Genomic DNA, 18,651 nt, shown 5'->3' with positions numbered 1-18,651 from the left:
AGGTTACGGCTATTGAGAAACTCGGCAGGCTGGAGCTGCTCAATCGGCTGCCCATGGCGATCGCCTATCCCCTACAATGCACAAAAAAAGCAGGACGCTCAGGTCCTGCCTTAGAGAGAGTCGTTGGCAACGTAAGCTTAGGCCGTCTCCATCCAGTCAAAGATGCGGTTGAGCTGCTCTAGCGTAATGAGGCCGTACTGCCACAGCACCATGGGCAGCATGTTGGAATCTTGTTCGGGATGCTTGAGCGCAACTTGAATAGACGCCGCCGGAATCGCGAGTTCATCTTTGAGGAAACGAATTAACCGGGCCTGTGTTGACTCTCCTGCCATAACGACTCTCCTATATGAAGCAAATTTCTGTATTGTTAAGTTTTGAAACAAAATTTCAGGATTGATGTTGAAGATTATAACGGTTGCGATCGCCTTATGGCACAACTTTGCAAATTGCTTAAATCCTCTTAAAGATATGGGTTTCGCAAGCAAAGGAAATCTGACAAATGGGGTATGTAAGACTGAAATCTCTAACAGATTTCTCAGATTATGGGCTGGAAAAATGAGAAAACTGTGAGGAGGGACAGAATTTTTACTGGAACACGACTTGGCATCCAGCCAAAATCGTTGACCCTGACCCAATATTTTCGGTATCTTACGCGACAATTACGCGTTATGTGCAAAAAGTTTTGCAAAACAAAGCGGCTCGCCATCCGTCTTTGACCCAAGACAGAGAGCGAGCTTGCAATAATTGCAATCATGTTGAGTGGTGATTTAGACCATCGCGATCGCCAGATGAACCGTGTGGATTGGGAGCTGGAGAGCTCAGCAGAAACGCAGGACTCCGCAAACCCGCCAAATCAAGCACGCTTGTGGGGTGTATCGAGTGCTTCAAACTCGACACACTCCACACGTGCATCAGTTCTAAAAGGGCTACTTGATGAGCTTTTTCAAGAACCCCGTCTTGTCGGCATAGGGGGCATAGCGCCAGTCGAGGTCGAATCGGAAAAACTTGTACAGTACGCTACGAGCGTGGGAGAAGGTATCGAAGCTTGCTTTGCCGTGGTAGCTACCCAGGCCGCTGGGGCCAACGCCGCCAAAGGGTAAGTTGGATTCGGCCACTTGCAGCACCACGTCGTTGATGCACACGCCGCCAGAGGAAGTACGCTCCAGAATGGTTTTCTGGTAAGCGCGATCACGCGAGAAGATGTAAAGCGCCAACGGTTTTGCTCGTTTGGTCACTTGGGCGATTGCGTCATCCAGGTTGTCGTAGTCCAAAATGGGCAGAATGGGGCCAAAGATTTCTTCTTGCATGACGAGGTCATTCCAGGAGACCTGATCGAGCACCGTAGGGGCAATGTAGCGATCGCTGGCATTGGTTTCGCCCCCGAGAATGGTGTTACCACTGGCCAACAGCTGGGAAACCCGTTGAAAGTGGCGATCGCTCACAATGCGTCCAAAATCAGGGCTTTGTGCTGGGTCATCGCCATAAAACTGGCGCACCGTTGCACAGATGGCATCGATCAGGGCAGGCTTGATGCGGCGATCGACCAAAAGATAGTCGGGGGCGATGCAGGTTTGTCCCGCATTGATGAACTTGCCCCACACAATGCGCTGCGCCGTTTTTTCAATGTCTACGTCGGCATCGACAAAGCAGGGACTTTTGCCACCCAGCTCTAGCGTGACGGGGGTCAGGTGCTGAGCGGCGGCTTGCATCACAACCTTGCCCACTTCGGTTCCGCCCGTGAAGAAGATGTGATCCCACGATTGAGCCAGCAGCGCTTGGCTGGCTTCAACGCCACCTTCAACGACAGAAATGTAGGCGGGGTCGAAGGTGTTTTTGATGAGAGTGGCGATCGCCCGCGAGGTATGAGGAGCGAGTTCAGAAGGCTTGAGCACAGCACAATTGCCCGCAGCGATCGCACCTATCAGCGGCGACAGCATTAGCTGAACGGGATAGTTCCAGGGGCCAATAATGAGCGCCACACCCAGCGGTTCCGAAATGATTTTGGCTGTCGAGGGAAATTGCAACAGCGAGGTGAACACGCGCTTCGGCTTGGCCCACTGTTTCAGGTGTTTGATAGCGTAGTCGATTTCCATCAGTACGCCAATTTCAAAGGTGTACGCCTCAAAGGTGGGACGGCGCAAATCTTGTTGTACCGCTTCTACCAAATCGGTTTGATGCTGAGACACGGCTTGCCGCAAACGCTTAAGCTGCTCCAGTCGAAAGGCCACATCCCGAGTGGCTCCTGTGGCAAAGTAGGCGCGTTGCCCTTTTAGCATCGCCTCAATGTCCTGAGTGACAAGTTGCACCATGCGTATTTGCTCCTAACCTGGGCTCACTGAACACCCCCGGATCGTGAAAATGAAGCCGGGAAGCTGGGCGCTTTCATCCTCAACCAAGGACAAGGATGACAGGCGATCGCACCCAACGTTCAGCTTAACGTAATTTCACAATCGGTTTGGAGGTCAATCCACTGCCTCCTTCACCGGGAAGCGATCGATCAGTTGAATCGCGCGAATTGCATTTTGCTTAAGTTCGCTTGGCAGGTTGGGCACGTAGGGAACTTGAGTGAGGAAGTCGAGCGTGCGTCGCAAAATGCGCACGATATCGCCCTCGTCTAAGCTGGTTCCGGCACACAGTTCCGTCCATTCCAGGCCCAATGCCCATTGTTCAATCAGGGAGATGAAGTCGTACTCCATCCACACGGGCAGCGCCACCTGGTAGCGAAGCTGCAAGCGAATGAGCTGGCGGCGCGTACTGCGCAAACCTTCCAGCGCTTCTTCCACTTCGCGAGACAGGTCAAATCGAGTCCAGCCATCGGGCCGAGAAACCTCGGTCACCAGCGCGGCACAGGCCGCTGCCAAATGGTGTGGATCGAGTGCATCGAGTTCGCCAGAGGCCATCGCCAACCCGAGCCACAGCTCGTTGTCCCCCCGAATGGCAGCCGCAATTTGACCCAGAATCGTTGGCTCAACACGCCCGCTGTCATTTTCCGATTCCAGGCAGCCAAACTCACTCAAGATGTTCATCAGGTCTACAAATTCTTGCCAATAGCGCTGCACATGTCTGCCCAGCTTTTGCTGGCGATCGCCCATCTCATTTTGCAAACGCTGGAGTCGGCGCACCCGTTTCAGCAACTGAGCCGGATTCCCCCAATGTTGAGCCGGGTGATTGGCTAAGTCTGCTTCGACGGCTTCGACCCGTTCTTGCTGGGCCTGAACTTCGGGCGCGGTGTAGGTTTCGGAAGTAATAGAAGGAATCAGCTGGGCGATCGCAGCCGCCTCATCTCCACCGGAGCGGGCCTGTCCTGGCTTATGCGGCAGCTCTGGCGGAATTTCTAGATGATCGACCTGCTGAATCCGGGGAAACTCAGCATGCAGACCTACCACATCATGCGCAGTCACCACCTGCCAACGATTTTCTCGCGATAGGCAAATGAAGTAGGGAAACTGGCCCGAACCTTGCACCTTACTCACCAACACGGCAGGCAAAGGGGTCGCAACCGGAACATGCTTGCCCTTGAGGGTGAGAATGGTGCCCCCAATGGCATAAGGCAAGGCCGTCAGCAAATCCTGCGATCGCACTTCCATAGCTTGCTGTTGCAGAATTTTGAGCAGTCGCCGTTCTTCCTTCAAGCGCTCATTCAGCTTTTCGTATTGCAACAGTTGGGGCATATCAACATGGGCCAACTGCGCTTCCTGCATTTCAATTTCAGCTTCAATATCCGCGATCGCCTGCTGCTGTGGCTGCAAGTGCAACGTCGCCAAATATTGCCCAAAGCTGCGCTCTACCAGCTCCCGCGCTTCATCAACCGTATGGGTTTGCAGCAAGTTCAAAACCATGCCATAGCCCGGAGTGAACTGGCTCACGAGCGGATCCGGGCCTTCGGTCGCCAGATAAGCGGCTTCTGTTGCGCCCTCAAATCGAGTTTGCACCGCAACCACATAGCCCCGCTCATCCATTCCGCGTCGTCCGGCCCGCCCCGCCATCTGCAAAAACTCTGAGGCATTGAGCAGGCGATGCCCCCGATCCGTCCGCTTCGACAGGCTAGAAATGACAGTGGTGCGAGCCGGCATGTTAATTCCGGCTGCCAGCGTTTCTGTGGCAAACACCACTTTGATCAACCCCTGTTGAAATAGCTCCTCAACGAGCACCTTCCACGCGGGCAAAATTCCGGCATGGTGGGCGGCAATGCCCCGATACAACGGCTCAACCTGTCCAGCGCGGGCAGCTTCGGGATTGCGTTCTAAAAAGGCATCAATTTGCGCTTTTAGAGACGCTTGCTCTTCTCTTGTAATCAGCTTTTGGCCCTGCATTTCACTCACGGCCATGTCACATCCGCGCCGACTAAAGATGAAGTAGATGGCGGGCAGCATGTCACGCTGGGCCAAATGCTGCACCACCGCAGAAATGCTGGGGGCCTCTTGTCGGGGACGCTGTTTGCCCTGCTGGTTCTTGGTTTTCTTACGCTTGAGGCTGGGATTGATGGCGGTTTTCTGTGGATTTAGGAGTGGCACCATGCCGTTGGGGTGGCAGTAGCTGAACTCCAACGGCACTGGGCGAAAGTCGGAATAGATAAGTTTGGTGGGGCCATGAACCTTGTCGATCCAATCAGTGAGCTGTTCGCTATTGGCTACAGTCGCAGACAATGCCACCAACTGCACATTGCTGGGACAGTAAATGATGGATTCTTCCCACACGGTGCCGCGCTGGCGATCGTTCATGTAGTGGCATTCGTCCAGCACGACGGCCTCAACGCCTTCGAGCGAGGTGCCCACTTGGCCGATGGGCGTGCCGTACAGCATGTTGCGGAAAATTTCGGTGGTCATCACCAGAATGGGCGCTTCCCGGTTCACTGAGACATCGCCCGTCAGCAAGCCAACTTTATCTTCCCCAAAGCGATCGCGAAAATCCCTTAGTTTTTGGTTTGACAATGCCTTGAGTGGCGTAGTGTAAAAAACTCGTCCACCCCGTGACAGGGCTCGGTGAATGGCATATTCACCAATCAGCGTTTTACCAGAGCCCGTGGGGGCACACACCACGACCGACTGATCATCGTCCAGTGCGGCGATCGCCTCTAGCTGAAAGTCATCCAGCTCAAACGGAAAAATGGATTTTAGATCTAGAGCACTTGATCGGGAAGAAACGTCCACACAATTTGTTGACAAAGTATTGATAGAGTTCAGTGTCATGATAAAGCAATCCAGAGAACACGAAGAATCCATGCTGGAATTGCTTACAGAAATGAACCCACCGTTTTCTCAAGGTTAACGTGCCGCAGCCGAAAAGATATGGGGCAACATCAGGCGCGATCGCCCCAACTCTGCCGCTGCAATGGTGATGGTGATGACTCTGGCCTCGATTAAGCGGCTATCGTAGGGTTCAGTTCCGGTACCGGGGTTCATGGCATAGGCGGGAAAACAGGCACCGCTGATGCTCAGGCGCAACGCACTGCCTGCCAGAAGGGTGATGCAGGTGGGTTGGAGGGTGATCTGGTGAGGTGCGATCGCTCCCACGTCCGCTAAATCCACCCGCAGATAGCCTTGAGAAATATAGATAACACGCCCATCTGCCATGACCTCGGACAGCACTGCACACAGGTCAAAGCTGGGCGCATCGGCACTACAATACAGCTCCACAACGGGTTCGCCAACAATGGACCAATATTCCACCAAGGGTTCGGTGGTGTAGGTGGCTACGTCGGTGCGGCTATCCAACAGGAAGCGATCGCACGGTCCTGTCGGGATCGTGGCATGGCCGCCCATGGCGGGAACGGGTCGCCAGGGATCGTGCACCAGCACATCGGGCAGGGCAGGTGCGTCTCCATCAGCATCAGACACCAACTCACCATGCTGATCGCCCATCATGGCCAGCCCATCACTCAAGAGATGCAGCGATCGCATGGCATCAGGGGGATAGGTCTCAAACTCGCGCCACTGCTTTTTCCCCAGGTCAAACAGGTGAACTGGAGCTTGTTGCAGGATCCCGGTGTCCTTCCCTTTCAAAAATTGGTTGAACCATTGCACCTGCAAGACATCCATCGGGGAGTTGGCCTGAGAGCCATAGTCGGTATTGCCCACCCGACGGCCCCACGGCAAATGCGCCCACGGCCCCACCCACAGGTGCTGGGGATGCTGACTACGAGGGGCGATCGCCCGATACAAGCGCAGCGTACCCCGCAGGTGCGTATCAAACCAACCGCCAATGTGCAGCATGGGCAAATCCACATCCCCCAAAAACGTTTGTGGGGAAAGCGTTGTCCAGTAGCTAGAGGTGGGATCGGGATTGCCCAACCAGTCGTGATAAAAAGAATCTGGCGCGAGACGTTCCAGAATGTCGGAGCGGGGACAGACAGGATCGGGAAACGACAAGGAGTGGGCGGCAGCGTACAGTTCTCGATAAGCTTGCTCATCTCCGTCCCGCCGCGCGGTCTCACAGGCCAGTTGCAAGGCCCAACCCAGATTCATCTGGTAGCAGAATGCGCCACCTTCATAGGCCCAATCCGCATACAGGTCGTAAGCCACCATGCTGGGGCAAATGGTTTTAAGGGCCGGTGGCTTGGCAGCGGCGGCATAAAGCTGAGTCATGCCCTGATAAGAAAAGCCATACATGCCCACCTCGCCTGTGCTGCGTGGTAGCTGAGCGGCCCATTGCACCGTGTCGTAGCCATCCTCTAGCTCATGGGCAAACAGGTGAAATTCCCCTGCGGATGAGCCGCGTCCGCGCACATCCTGAATGACCACAATGAAGCCTTGGGCAGCATACCACTGGGGATGAGCATACACGACCGTGGAGGCGATCGCTCGTCCATAGGGTTGCCGCATCAGCAAGACTGGAAACTCCCCCGGCACATTGGGGTAGTACACATCCGCATCGAGTCGCACTCCATCGCGAGTCTGCATTGAGTGTGTTTGTTTCAAAACTCCAGTCATTGCAACCTGTAAAAATTAAACCCTAGCCAACATATCCGATCGCCGCAGTACGGCCATATCTTCCTCATCCAGTTCCACGGGTGTACCGCTGCGAATCAGTTCGGCAAAGTCCTCATTCGGCACCATAATGCACAGCGCATACAGCCGTCCTGCCCCCGTGTTCTCAATTTCGTGGGTTCCGGTGGCAGGAACTAGCATGCTGTCTCCAGCGCGAATTTCTACCGTTTTGCCATCGCAGGTGGCGCGGCCTTCGCCCTTCAACACAAAAAACATTTCCACAGCAAGTTGATGGCGATTGGGAGGCGTTTTGCCGCCGATGTCAAAAATTTCGACACAGTAGGTGAGGGACATATTCGCCACCGTGGGATCAAACACAATCGCCAGTCGGTTGGTATCGTTGGGGCTAATGCGAAACGCCTGGTAGTCGTGAGGGGTTTTCACCACGGGTATGACGCAGCTCTCGGTCGTTTCATCCACCATTACATCGGTCGTCATATGCAGATCCTCCAGGATCAAAGCTGGGATAACACCAAAGGAACCGTCGGCAAATTCAAGTGAACACAGGCGGAATTTCAGCGAACAGGCCATTGAGACATCGAACACCCGCATGCATGACGAGCGAACGTTAGCGGTAAGCCCACTCGTTCAGCAAACGATTGAACAACGCACTACTTAACAGCATCCAGGAATGCGTGGGAACTGGCCACAAACCCGAAGCATTGCTTTACGTTGTACAGGGTGGCCTGCCAGCAAAATTCGGGTGAGGTGGTGGCCGAGCAGTCGCTCAGCAGAATGCAGTCATATCCCAGGAAGTTGGCATCTTGCAGGGTGGCCATTACGCACTGATCGGCATTGACCCCGCCAAACAGCAGCGTGGTTTTGCCCAGGTTTCGCAACATACTATCCAGCGGCGTGTCCCAAAATCCGCTCATGCGGTACTTATCGACTTTGATATCTTCGGGTCGCTGCTCTAGCTCATCCACGACCGCCGCCGCCCAGCTATCTTTTTGCAGGACTGGAGCGCCGCTCTTGGGCAGGGGATCGCCCAGGCCCACGCCATCGCCTGTGGGATTGTAGACATGGCGGGTAGCAGGGTTAATGTTGAGCAGATCGGGACGGTTGCCCCAGTTCACCCAAATGATGGGCACACCCTGCGATCGCATGGCGGGTAGAAATGCTTGCAATGGGCCAATGGGCGATCGCGCTGGGGTCACATCCACGCCAATGTACGCCAACCAACCATCGGGGTGGCAAAAGTCATTTTGCATATCGATAATGATGACGGCCGTTTTTGCCAAATCGATGCGCAGCGTTTTCGTTTCGGTTTGAACGGTCACCCGTTGGGCGGGCAAAGCCGGACGAGAAATATCGGCCGTGTCGGCATCGACATACCAGGCTCCGGGGGGTGTACCAAGGGTTCGCAACGTACTCATGAAATTACATACCGTGGAACATCGTTTTGTCTTAAGCCAAATCTAGACCTCGATTCAGTATTCGAGAACACCACCCGCAGTTGGCTTTAGATCGCGTGAAGCGTGTAGGGTGAGGTTTGGGATGGAATCGGCATTCCGGGTCGTGTTTCAAATGTGTGGTTATTGGTTGTGGTAGGGGTGCATCGCACCCCTTCCACAACCAATAACCACACGTCTAGAACATCACCGCATTCCGAAGGTCGATGAGGGCTCGTTCGGCTGAGGCCACAACCTAAGTCATCCAAAACTGTGCAGAAACGATGCAGATTCTGAACGACATGCTGAAGCCTTGTGGCAATAGTGGAATTAAAGACAAACCCACCTCGGTTGGATGCATGGCGGATGGGTGAAACGGGCTGAACGGTGGAACTAGCTGAAAGGTGAAACTGGGCAGGCTCAATCGATGAGCGATCGCCCCGTATCTTCCCTTTCAGCACCCCAATTTCGCTCAGTTCTATTCTTCGCCGCAGTAGGCAATCAGGTCGATTTCAACCTCGCCAAAGCCCGCCAGCGCCGTAACCCCAATCGTGGTGCGACCCGGCAACCGACCTGGCTCAAAATAAGACTTGTAAATATCATTCACCGTTTCAAACATGCGAAAGTCGGTAATAAAGATACGTGCCATCACCACTTTGCTGAAGCTGCTGCCGCTGTGCTCTAGCACTAGCTTCAAATTTTCCATCACGCGAATGGTTTGTTGATCGATAGGGCCACGCACCACGTTGCCAGTCGCAGGATCTTCTGCCAGTTGCCCTGTAACGAATAGCAAGTCGCCAGCACGGACAGCGTGGCAATACGGGGCAACCGCAGGTAGAACGTCTTCCGGCAGGTTAATGTATTTCAGCACAACGATACTCTCTCGAAACAATTCAAACAGTTCAATCTATCTCGAAAATCTGGGCCGGGGGCGCAGATTGTCACATCAAGTAATAGTTTGATTGGTCGAGTTCGTTTGGGTTTGTATCGCTGAATTCACAAACCTTGTCAATTCGCTTCCTTATCCGAATCTATGTTTTTCCTACGTTGAATCTGGCATGCCTGTATGGGGAACTGTTAAATAGTCATGTCAATATGGCGATACATCCATTCGCATTTCGGTTTTTGAAGAGGGGATAACTGTGGGCGTGACAACAATTCAGAAGGTATGGATACCAACAGAATCGGGATATCAATCGGTTGACGTGCGAATTGAGGGAGACAAAATTGCAGCGATCGCTCCCGAGTTGGAGCCTTCGGGCCACGTCGTGGACGGAAAAGATAAGCTGCTGCTACCTGGCTTTGTCAATGCCCATACCCACTCGCCCGAACTATGGCAACGAGGCTCGATTGGGCCTTTGCCACTAGAACTGTGGCTGGGCGATCTGCACGACTTTGCTCCGCTCGATCCTGAGGCGGTTTACCTGAGCGCCGTTGGCACGGCTGTAGAAACCCTGTTGTCGGGTGGTACCACTGTGGTGGATCATCTGGTGCTCAGTCCTGGCCAAGAGGCCGAATCGGTTGAGGCCGCCGTGCGGGGCTACCGGGATGCTGGGATTCGCGCCTTTGTGGGGCCACTGATTCAGGATATGGATTTGCAGGCAGGGCTGCCATCGGGTGGCCTTGTGCGCGAAGTGCAGCCCTTTCCGTTGAGTACTCAGGCCACGCTAGAACTGATGGCCGATTTGGTGGAGCGGTTTCACCGACCGGAAGACGGGATCTACATCATGGTGGCTCCAACGGGGATGCAGCTGTGTACCGATGAGCTGTTTGCGGGATGCATTGAACTGAGCGATTGCCACCAGCTGCGTCGCCACACCCACATGCTAGAAACCAAAGCCCAAAAAATGTTGGCCTACGAAAAGTATGGCTGTAGTGCTGTTCAGCATTTGAAAGAGATTGGTTTTTTGAATGCGCACACCTCGCTAGCCCACTGCGTTTGGCTGGATGATGCCGATATTGCAATGCTGGCGGAAACCCGCTCGACCGTCGTGCACAATCCCCTGAGTAACCTGCGCTTGGGTAGCGGCATTGCCCCCGTGCTTAAGTACCGGGCCGCCGGGGTGAATGTGACCTTTGGCTGTGATGGTTCTGCCAGCAACGATGCCCAGGATGTGCTGGAAGCCATCAAGATTGGCTCGACCCTACACAACACCACCACATTTGAATACCGCCAGTGGATCACGCCCCGTCAGGCGATCGAAATGGCCTCGTTGGGCGGTGCAACTGGGTTAGGGATGGCCGAGGAGCTAGGCACCCTCACCGTTGGCAAAAAGGCCGATTTAGTGATGTATGACCTCACCAGTCTGTCATTGCTGCCTAAGACCGATCCCATTGGGTTACTGGTGCTGGGTCGCCCCACCAACGTGGTGGACTACGCCTGGGTCAATGGCAAATCTGTCGTGGCGGAGGGCAAGGTGGCCACGGTCGATGTGGAGCAACTACGGGAAACATTATGGGAGCGCAGCCAGTGGATTAGCGATCGCCCTACCCCCACTCGCACCGCCTCCGAAAGCCACTACCGCAAAGTCATGGGTCTACAGCCTTAGCCAGCACACCCATCGCATGGTTGATTGACAGGAGCAACTTGTTTTGATGTCAGTGTGGATTGGGGAAGCTGGCGCGATCGCCCGTCCTAATCCACACCACTGCTCAGGATTCTTCTCGATACAATTGAAAAAACCAGAAGCGATCGCCACCGTTCCCATTTCAATCCACCGCCCCCAATTCCCCACTCCCGATTCCCTACCATCCCATGCTCGACTCTCTTCAAACCTGGCTGTATCAGCTCCAGCAGTTTGCCGATACCGCCGTCGCCAACCAGCTTACGCAGCTCACACCCTTAAGCATTGGCATTATTTTTGCGGCGGGTTTGCTCACCAGCCTAACGCCGTGCATGTTGTCCATGCTTCCGATTACGATTGGCTACATTGGCGGCTACGAGGCCAAAAGCCGGGTTCAGGCGGCGGCCCAGTCTACCTGGTTTTCGCTAGGGTTAGCAACAACCCTGGCCCTGTTGGGAATCGTCGCTGCGATCGCCGGACGGGTATACGGCCAAATTGGAATTGGCTTACCCATCATCGTGAGCCTAATTGCTATTTTGATGGGGTTGAACCTCCTAGAAGCGCTGCCGCTGCGGCTGCCCTCGTTTACAGGAATGGAGTGGATTTCGAAGGATTTGCCGACTGGGGCGCGGTCCTATGTCTTGGGGCTGACCTTTGGTTTGGTCGCATCTCCTTGTAGCACCCCTGTGCTGGCCAGCATCTTGGCGTGGGTATCCACAACTCACAATCCGGTCACGGGCGGCGTGTTGCTACTCGCCTACACAGCAGGATATGTGGCTCCCTTAATTTTGGCGGGAACCTTCACTGCATCGATTAAAAAGCTGTTATCGATCCGCGCTTGGTCGGGCTGGATTACGCCCGTGAGCGGGGTACTGCTGGTGGGGTTTGGGGTATTTACGCTACTGTCCCGGTTGGTGGCGATCGGCCAGGTTTAATGTCTTTTTGGGTAAGCCGTTGGCTTGCTTTATCGAATCGAGTGGTATATGGCGAACTTTCTCAAGCAAATATTGGCAACGTTGATTGGCCTGGTGCTGTTCGTTTCCTTGGGTTTTGGGGGGTTGCTGGTGCTGGTGGCAGCGGTGTCGCTGTCTAGCCCCAAGCCCCAAGTCAAAGACAAAACCGTGCTCACCTTCAATCTGGCACAAGGCATTAGCGATGCGGGTTCGGGCACACAATCCACCGATCCAATCAGTTCTCTACTTTCGGGATCGCCAACGGAACCTATTTCCCTGCGCGATGCGGTGCGGGCCATTCAAACGGCTGCCACAGACGATCGCATCGTGGGAATTTATCTCTATGGCAGTGGTCAGTCTGGGGCCAGCACCGGGTTTGCGACCCTGCGAGAATTTCGCGACGCGCTAGAAACCTTCCGCAACAGCAACAAGCCTATTTACGCCTACAGCACCGGATGGAATGAGCGCGACTACTACCTCACATCGGTCGCTACAGAAGTGGTGATGAACCCAGCCGGCGATTTGGAATTTAACGGGCTTGGCTCGGAGGCCGTCTTTTTTGGCGAAGCGCTGCAAAAGCTGGGCGTAGAGGTGCAACCAATTCGCGCCGGGCAGTACAAGTCTGCGGTGGAGCCCTTTACCCGCAATAGCAGCAGCCCCGAGGATCGGCAGCAGCGCCAGGTATTGCTCAACGACTTGTGGCAGGAAGTGTTGACGACGGTGGCAAGCCATCGAGACCTGACGCCTCAAGCGCTGCAAACGGTGGCCGATCAGCGAGGAATTTTGCTGGCGGATGAGGCGCAAACCAGTGGGCTGGTCGATCGGGTGGCCTATGTTGATGAGGTCTTTGCCACACTGGCAACGTTAGCAGAGAGCGACGATCGCGACGATGATCTGGGCTTTCAGCGCATGGGCTTGGCCAATTATGTAGAGGTGGCTGAGGCCGAGAGCGATCGCCAGGGAGATGAGGTTGCACTGGTGTATCTGGATGGCGACATTGTGAATGGCAGCGGCACCACGGGGCAAATTGCGGGCGATCGCACCGCCTCCCTGATTCGCCGCTTGCGACAGGACGACGATGTTAAAGCAATTGTGCTGCGCATTAACAGCCCTGGCGGCAGTGCCACCGCCTCCGATGCGATCGCCCGGGAAGTGCAACTCGCTCGTGAAGCCAAACCTGTAATCGCCTCCATGGGCAACACCGCAGCCTCAGGGGGCTATCAAATTGCCACCCAAGCGCAAACCATTTACGCCGCGCCCAATACCATTACCGGGTCGATCGGAGTATTTGGCTTGGTGCCTAACGTACAAAAACTAGCCAACGACAATGGCATCACCTGGGATGTGGTGAAAACGGGCCGCTATGCCGACATGCTCACCCTCAGCCGACCGCTCACCCCCGACGAACTCGCAATTCAACAAAAGTTTGTGGATCGCTTTTACAGCAGCTTTGTTGACATGGTCGCCAAAACCCGTGAGCTACCGCAGCAGCAGGTAGCGAACATTGCTGGAGGCCGCGTGTGGTCGGGGGTGAATGCGCAGCAAATTGGTCTTGTGGATGAGTTGGGCAGTTTGGACGACGCGCTACAGGCCGCAGCAGAGGCAGCAGAGCTTGGGGACGATTGGTATGTTGAGGAATATCCCAAGGCAACCCCATTCCGCCAAGAGCTCCTGGCAAGCCTGTTTAGCACCATGGTGCGATCGCCAGCCTCTCAAGATGCGGTGAGCCAGTATGTGCAGCGCCTTCAAACAGAGCTATCCCGCGTGCAAACGTTGGATGATCCAAAGGGATTGTATACGCGGTTACCGTTTCAACTGTGGATTGACTGAGGATGGGCTGAGGGCTATCGAAAGATGACTCAGGGTTGGCTGAAGCGGAACTGAGAAATTGTGAACCTCAGCACTGCAAGCCATTCCAACCCGACCCACTTGCCACTAGACTAAGTTCAGCAGTAATCATTCGAACGAAACAGACCGTTGGCTTTTCTTGACGACGAACAATCTATCCCGCAGGTCATTTCTCGCCAGGAGTTGCGGGAACTGGTGCGTTCGCAGTTAGAGGCATTGCTGGAGCAAAACAACTTGCAAGGTGCCAAAGCGCTGCTGGTGCCCGTGCAGCCTGCCGATATTGCCGAGGCAATCGAGGGATTGCCCGATGCGATGCAAGCGATCGCGTTTCGGTTACTTTCCAAAGCCGAAGCCATTGAAGTGTATGAATATTTAGACTCTTCGGTGCAGCAAACGCTGATTGAAGAGTTTAAGCGGCAAGATGTGCTGGACATTGTGGACAAAATGTCGCCCGATGACCGCGCTCGTTTATTTGATGAGCTACCAGCCAAGGTTGTGGCGCGATTGTTGACCCAACTCAGCCCCGAAGAACGGGGCAAAACGGCGCTGCTGTTGGGCTATCAGCCCGAAACTGCCGGCCGTATCATGACGCCGGAGTATATTTCGCTCAAGGAAAATTGGACGATTGAGCGATCGCTCGACGAAATTCGCAACTTGGCCAACGTCAGCGAAACCATTTACTACCTGTACATTATCGACAGCGCCCGTCGGCTTACTGGCATTTTGTCTCTGCGGGGATTGGTCACAGCCCAACCCGATCAAACCATTGGCGAAATCATGGTGCGCGAGGTCGTCCATGTTCAAACCGATACCCCTCAAGAAGAAGTTGCTCGCCTGATTCAGCGGTACGACTTTTTGGCAGTGCCCGTGGTGGATACCGAAGAGCGATTAGTCGGCATTGTCACCGTAGATGACGTGATCGACGTGTTGGAAGAAGAAGCCACCAAAGACATTTATCAATTAGGTGGTGTGCAGTCGGGGGATGACAGCTATTTTCAAACCAATTTGTTGACGGTGGCACGGCGGCGGGTGGTGTGGCTGTTGGTGCTATTGATTACCAATACTGCGACAACGGCGGTCATTCGCAGCCAGGAGGATGTACTGGAGCGAGTGGTGACGCTAGCAGCTTTTATTCCCCTGCTGATTGGCACGGGGGGCAATGTAGGCGCTCAGTCTTCCACAGTTGTCATCCGTGGATTAAATACCGACGAGATTGATATCCACGAAGCCTTTCAGGTTGTGCGCCGCGAGGCGATCGCTGGAGCCTTTTTGGGGCTCATGTTGGGGATTGTGGTGCTGGGATGGGCCTATTTACTCTATGGCAATTTGGCGATTGCCACAGCAGTTGGAGCCAGCTTAGTGGCGATCGCCATCTTGGCGACCGTTGCCGGGTCGGCGCTCCCGTTCCTGTTTCAAGCAATCGGATTTGATCCAGCGCTCATGTCTGCCCCATTCATTACCACCTTTGTTGATGTGCTGGGGGTGCTCATTTACCTCAACCTGGCCCGCGTCATTTTGCGGCTCTAGCGCATCGTTTTAACTGTTCAGGGCTTACGCAGTTGAATGATTTTTGGAGCGCTAAGCGCTCCAAAAATCATTCAACCCCCTGTTTTTTTGTACGACATGCGTCAGTCCTAACTGTTGAACTGTTGAGATAGCCGTTTGAACAAACGCCGCGATCGCCAGACTGTGAGCGCAGCAACCCTCACAGGCGCCATTCACAAACTGACTCGCGTTAAAATACGAGCAATTCACTTGCGATTGCTTCGTTTCATCGATGTGCTAGAAACCTTACTCATCCTCGTTTTAGGGCTGACTCCCTCGGTGGCCTCCATCTTCATCATGCGCCAATCAGAGATGCGCGCCCAGCAGCGACTACAGCTTGCCATAGAATCCGTTCAGTCTCGCGGGTTGCCCATGCTGCGACTTCAACCCGACCAGCACTACATTGAAGGGCTGGGCTACATCATTGGAGACATCACCTGCCAATACAATGCCCGGTCAAACTATTTGCGCTGTGCAATTAACCCTTTTGGCCCCTGTCACGAATGCTCTCACTACCAAATGAGCCCTGACAAGTAGAAGAGTTGTCCCTCTCTTCACTAGGCATTCTCCGTAAAATCGCGATCGCAATCTTCGTGAGCATCCAACATTTCAGTATCAGAAATTGCTCAATTGACCGTAATTTTATTGAGCGATTTATTAGGTTTAAATAAACGGCACTCTCCAACCACAAGACCTTCGCGGCTAAGGAGCGATTCGCTGAATCATCGCCGCACCTTGTTGCAGGTAATTGATCATAGCGAATCGTGTGCGATCGCTCGCCAAAAGCGACTTACTACCCCAGGTGAAGGCTGAACCACCAACCAAACCAGCAAGCCAAGAAAACACAAAGAAATCACGACCATATCCAAGAATTTCAGCCGACTGTCGAGACTCAATCGCTAGCTAAAAAACCAACATCAAGCGCAGAATATCTTACGTATGAATACGGCATTGGCTAGCAAAATGACGGTTTGAAGCATGCATAAAGCCGCTCAAAACTCCTTACACACACTTCATCGATCATTGCCCTAGAGCATTAGGGAACAATGCTATGTTTCAAGTAATCGAGCATTTAATTCTAATCCCCCTCACACTTTGCATCTCCATCTAGTCGTTGCCTCCAAGGTTGCTTTCGTAAATCTGCACGATGCCCCCTCATCTGACAGGTTTCTTCCAAGCGTAGGGAACGCTAGAGATGATGGATACGTTCTATCAAACGCCGTACCGCGATCGCAACTAGCTCTAGCTAGCACTGCCGCGCGATCGCCTCATCCACCCTTGTCACATTCCAACCCCTTAGCGCTCATGTAGGGTGCCCATCCTTTTGGTGAACTGAAATGGAATCTAGATCTCCCAAGCATTCTTCCAATCCTTTGAAAGTTGGCGTTTATGACTGCGAAATCCATCTTAAGTTTCGGCTGATTGAAGAACAAGGCGTATTGGGCGATCGCGAACACCTGCTAGAAACTCTCTTAGACGCATTTGCCTGTGGAGCCGATGAGTACCTAGAGCAGGTTGAAGTGCAAGTTGAAGCGCAAGAAGTTTCCGAAGTCGAGGCTTCGCCCCAAATGCGGCGTCAGCTGATTCGACTCCGCAATTCCGATTTATTCTAACCACCAGGACGTACCCACAGTTTTGGGGCTTTGGGTAAGGGCCGAAAAATTTTTCAAAAACGCTATGTACATTGAGGTCTTTTCTGTATAATGAAAGACATGCGGCGCTGAGGCGAGTGCATCGCCCGCAAAGAAAACGAAACGAGGTGCTTGACAAAAACCTCTGAGTTTTCTATCCTAGTAAAGGCGGTGAGACAAGCCCCCATCGTCTAGAGGCCTAGGACACCTCCCTTTCACGGAGGCGACGGGGATTCGAATTCCCCTGGGGGTACTCAAAGCCTAAGCTCGGAAACAGCCCGGTTGAGCCAATAAACTCAACCGGGCTAACTGTTTTAGGGTGTGTAACGGCTTGTAAATGTCCGCTAATAGGTGCTAATTGCCGCTAATTCCACGAAAAATTTAGGCTACGTTTTAGTCAACGAGTTTTGGTGGTTTTGGCCGTTCGTTACGCATCATTACAATTTCCCATGCGCGTTGATGGTGGCGATCACTGATCCAGTGGTGATAAGTATCACAATGCACTTGCAACGAGTGACCCATTTGCTGAGCTGCCAGCTCGACGGGTAGACCAAACTCTAAAGTCCTGATGGCCCAACAGTGCCGTAGGTCATACGGCTTAAAGGGAAGTGACCTTTCGCGAAAGTAATCCGTGACTGAATTGCCAATGCGCTCATTAGGCCTATCTAGGCTGATGTTGGGCAGTTGCACCCGGTGTAGGTGGAATTCATCAAACCATTCTGGATAACAGCACCACACGCGGCGAGCGCCCGTCTTGGTGTTTGCTTCGACCTGGATGACTGGGTTGCCTTGCCGCAGTTGGTCAAAATCGAGCCGAAACACTTCATGGTTTCGCAGTCCATAAGCGGCCATCATGCCGTAGACCCAACGCCATGCCGGGTTTTCAAGTTTGTGATACCACTCCAAGATCTCGCGATCGCCGGGGAGGTCTCGCGGTTGCACCCGTGACGGGGAATAGTTCCCTGCGTAGGGTGTTGGGTCGAAATCGACCCCGGCAAGTTTGGACAACATCCCCAGCACCATGCAAAAGCGCTTGCGGGTTTTGGTGTTGGGCGAGGTGCTCATGATGAGCCGTTGCATGAGGTCCACGGTCAAGGGCTCATCCGGTGGCAGTTTGCGCAGCACCTTGAGATAATCCCCTCGCCAGGTGGTGAGTGTCTTGTCAGTGCGATCGCGCTTGCTGAAATAGTCTTGCTCGAACCGCTCTACCCAATCAGCACAGTTCTGTGGTGTACGCGATTTTTTAACGTACATACCCCAGTCGAACTCACCAGATTGCAGCAACACACCCACCTTACGGGCTTCAAACTCTGCCAGCTTGAGCCCTGCTGGGTTGGCACGATAGCCCAATGCCAAGCGCTGTTGAAAGGGTTCCGTTTTGGTTGCCCCCGGCTTGGGCGGAAATGTGCCGCGCAGGTAGAGCCGATCTCGCACATTTTCGATGCGCAGCCCCACACGTGCGGCCTTGAGCCGTCCATTTGATTGAGCTAATCGAGCGTCAAAGTTGGTCATTTACGGAACGGTTCTCAAGCGGAAGCGATAGCGCATCGTCGCAACGCTGTAGATGCCAGCGATAGGTTGCACGTGCAGCTGTCGCCCTACCAATGTTTTTCCAGTGATGCCCCGGCTTTAGCGTGCCATCAGCCCTCAAACGGTAGAGGTGATCTGAGCTGATGCCCAGTTCCTCACACACAGCGGCAGTAGACACCCAAGGTGATTTCTTTTTCATAGTG

The 18,651-nt window shown here is 53.9% G+C and carries 16 protein-coding genes and 1 tRNA gene; 7 read left to right on the top strand and 10 right to left on the bottom strand.

Annotation, left to right across the window (positions count from 1 at the left end; all coding sequences use genetic code 11):
• Nucleotides 1-137 precede the first annotated feature (137 nt).
• The 8 genes from ACQ4M4_RS05340 to ACQ4M4_RS05305 all read right to left on the bottom strand — a co-directional run bounded on the left by ACQ4M4_RS05340 (nt 138) and on the right by ACQ4M4_RS05305 (nt 9,248).
• On the bottom strand, nt 138-332 hold the full coding sequence (locus tag ACQ4M4_RS05340; RefSeq protein WP_430683437.1) for a DUF2949 domain-containing protein: 195 nt from the start codon (nt 330-332) through the stop codon (nt 138-140).
• 594 nt (nt 333-926) lie between these two features.
• Nucleotides 927-2,309 carry an aldehyde dehydrogenase gene (locus ACQ4M4_RS05335; RefSeq protein WP_430683436.1) on the bottom strand — a complete coding sequence of 461 codons (1,383 nt, stop codon included), beginning with the start codon at nt 2,307-2,309 and terminating at the stop codon, nt 927-929.
• Nucleotides 2,310-2,462: 153 nt separating this feature from the next.
• The gene (locus ACQ4M4_RS05330) at nt 2,463-5,150 is read right to left on the bottom strand and encodes a DEAD/DEAH box helicase (RefSeq protein ID WP_430683435.1); all 2,688 of its coding nucleotides are present in this window, start codon (nt 5,148-5,150) and stop codon (nt 2,463-2,465) included.
• Nucleotides 5,151-5,264: 114 nt separating this feature from the next.
• Nucleotides 5,265-6,899: a CocE/NonD family hydrolase gene (locus ACQ4M4_RS05325; RefSeq protein WP_430683434.1), complete on the bottom strand. Its 1,635-nt coding sequence runs from the start codon at nt 6,897-6,899 to the stop codon at nt 5,265-5,267.
• Between the two features lie 45 nt (nt 6,900-6,944).
• Nucleotides 6,945-7,424: a cupin domain-containing protein gene (locus ACQ4M4_RS05320; protein WP_430683433.1), complete on the bottom strand. Its 480-nt coding sequence runs from the start codon at nt 7,422-7,424 to the stop codon at nt 6,945-6,947.
• 173 nt (nt 7,425-7,597) lie between these two features.
• Entirely contained in the window at nt 7,598-8,362 is a 765-nt protein-coding gene (locus tag ACQ4M4_RS05315) for a cysteine hydrolase family protein (protein WP_430683432.1), read from the bottom strand.
• Between the two features lie 86 nt (nt 8,363-8,448).
• Complete coding sequence (locus ACQ4M4_RS05310) at nt 8,449-8,838, bottom strand: hypothetical protein (RefSeq protein ID WP_430683431.1); 390 nt, start codon at nt 8,836-8,838, stop codon at nt 8,449-8,451.
• Between the two features lie 17 nt (nt 8,839-8,855).
• Complete coding sequence (locus ACQ4M4_RS05305; RefSeq protein ID WP_430683430.1) at nt 8,856-9,248, bottom strand: RidA family protein; 393 nt, start codon at nt 9,246-9,248, stop codon at nt 8,856-8,858.
• A gap of 277 nt (nt 9,249-9,525) precedes the next feature.
• Here ACQ4M4_RS05305 and ACQ4M4_RS05300 point away from each other — a divergent pair, with 277 nt between their 5' ends.
• The 7 genes from ACQ4M4_RS05300 to ACQ4M4_RS05270 all read left to right on the top strand — a co-directional run bounded on the left by ACQ4M4_RS05300 (nt 9,526) and on the right by ACQ4M4_RS05270 (nt 17,171).
• Nucleotides 9,526-10,926, top strand: a complete 1,401-nt coding sequence (locus ACQ4M4_RS05300) for an amidohydrolase (protein WP_430683429.1) — start codon at nt 9,526-9,528, stop codon at nt 10,924-10,926.
• Between the two features lie 206 nt (nt 10,927-11,132).
• Entirely contained in the window at nt 11,133-11,876 is a 744-nt protein-coding gene (locus ACQ4M4_RS05295) for a cytochrome c biogenesis protein CcdA (RefSeq protein ID WP_430683428.1), read from the top strand.
• Nucleotides 11,877-11,924: 48 nt separating this feature from the next.
• The gene (gene sppA / locus ACQ4M4_RS05290) at nt 11,925-13,724 is read left to right on the top strand and encodes a signal peptide peptidase SppA (protein ID WP_430683427.1); all 1,800 of its coding nucleotides are present in this window, start codon (nt 11,925-11,927) and stop codon (nt 13,722-13,724) included.
• Nucleotides 13,725-13,871: 147 nt separating this feature from the next.
• Entirely contained in the window at nt 13,872-15,269 is a 1,398-nt protein-coding gene (gene mgtE / locus ACQ4M4_RS05285; RefSeq protein WP_430683426.1) for a magnesium transporter, read from the top strand.
• Nucleotides 15,270-15,404: 135 nt separating this feature from the next.
• Complete coding sequence (locus ACQ4M4_RS05280) at nt 15,405-15,824, top strand: DUF6464 family protein (RefSeq protein ID WP_430683425.1); 420 nt, start codon at nt 15,405-15,407, stop codon at nt 15,822-15,824.
• 800 nt (nt 15,825-16,624) lie between these two features.
• Nucleotides 16,625-16,900, top strand: coding sequence for an Npun_R1517 family heterocyst differentiation transcriptional regulator (locus tag ACQ4M4_RS05275; RefSeq protein ID WP_430683424.1), 276 nt, complete (start codon nt 16,625-16,627; stop codon nt 16,898-16,900).
• A gap of 198 nt (nt 16,901-17,098) precedes the next feature.
• Nucleotides 17,099-17,171, top strand: a tRNA-Glu gene (locus ACQ4M4_RS05270).
• A 140-nt stretch (nt 17,172-17,311) separates the two neighbouring features.
• Here ACQ4M4_RS05270 and ACQ4M4_RS05265 read toward each other — a convergent pair.
• Together ACQ4M4_RS05265 and ACQ4M4_RS05260 are read right to left on the bottom strand one after the other, a co-directional pair.
• Nucleotides 17,312-18,430 carry a site-specific integrase gene (locus ACQ4M4_RS05265; protein ID WP_430683423.1) on the bottom strand — a complete coding sequence of 373 codons (1,119 nt, stop codon included), beginning with the start codon at nt 18,428-18,430 and terminating at the stop codon, nt 17,312-17,314.
• Nucleotides 18,417-18,647: a hypothetical protein gene (locus tag ACQ4M4_RS05260; protein WP_430683422.1), complete on the bottom strand. Its 231-nt coding sequence runs from the start codon at nt 18,645-18,647 to the stop codon at nt 18,417-18,419. The genes ACQ4M4_RS05265 and ACQ4M4_RS05260 overlap by 14 nt, the downstream gene beginning before the upstream one ends.
• Between the last annotated feature and the right edge of the window lie 4 nt (nt 18,648-18,651).

It is taken from the genome of Leptolyngbya sp. AN02str, from assembly GCF_050565595.1.
GTDB lineage: Bacteria > Cyanobacteriota > Cyanobacteriia > Elainellales > Elainellaceae > Kaiparowitsia.
Note: the sequence above shows the minus strand (reverse complement) of the source record. Positions and strands in the feature narration are given on the sequence as shown.

What these genes read in the sequence shown, in the direction of transcription:
- ACQ4M4_RS05260 (WP_430683422.1), bottom strand. Translation starts at nt 18,647, where the DNA reads ATGAAAAAGAAATCACCTTGGGTGTCTACTGCCGCTGTGTGTGAGGAA.
- ACQ4M4_RS05340 (WP_430683437.1), bottom strand. Translation starts at nt 332, where the DNA reads ATGGCAGGAGAGTCAACACAGGCCCGGTTAATTCGTTTCCTCAAAGAT.
- ACQ4M4_RS05315 (WP_430683432.1), bottom strand. Translation starts at nt 8,362, where the DNA reads ATGAGTACGTTGCGAACCCTTGGTACACCCCCCGGAGCCTGGTATGTC.
- ACQ4M4_RS05265 (WP_430683423.1), bottom strand. Translation starts at nt 18,430, where the DNA reads ATGACCAACTTTGACGCTCGATTAGCTCAATCAAATGGACGGCTCAAG.
- ACQ4M4_RS05335 (WP_430683436.1), bottom strand. Translation starts at nt 2,309, where the DNA reads ATGGTGCAACTTGTCACTCAGGACATTGAGGCGATGCTAAAAGGGCAA.
- ACQ4M4_RS05295 (WP_430683428.1), top strand. Translation starts at nt 11,133, where the DNA reads ATGCTCGACTCTCTTCAAACCTGGCTGTATCAGCTCCAGCAGTTTGCC.
- ACQ4M4_RS05275 (WP_430683424.1), top strand. Translation starts at nt 16,625, where the DNA reads ATGGAATCTAGATCTCCCAAGCATTCTTCCAATCCTTTGAAAGTTGGC.
- sppA (WP_430683427.1), top strand. Translation starts at nt 11,925, where the DNA reads ATGGCGAACTTTCTCAAGCAAATATTGGCAACGTTGATTGGCCTGGTG.
- ACQ4M4_RS05320 (WP_430683433.1), bottom strand. Translation starts at nt 7,424, where the DNA reads ATGACGACCGATGTAATGGTGGATGAAACGACCGAGAGCTGCGTCATA.
- ACQ4M4_RS05325 (WP_430683434.1), bottom strand. Translation starts at nt 6,899, where the DNA reads ATGCAGACTCGCGATGGAGTGCGACTCGATGCGGATGTGTACTACCCC.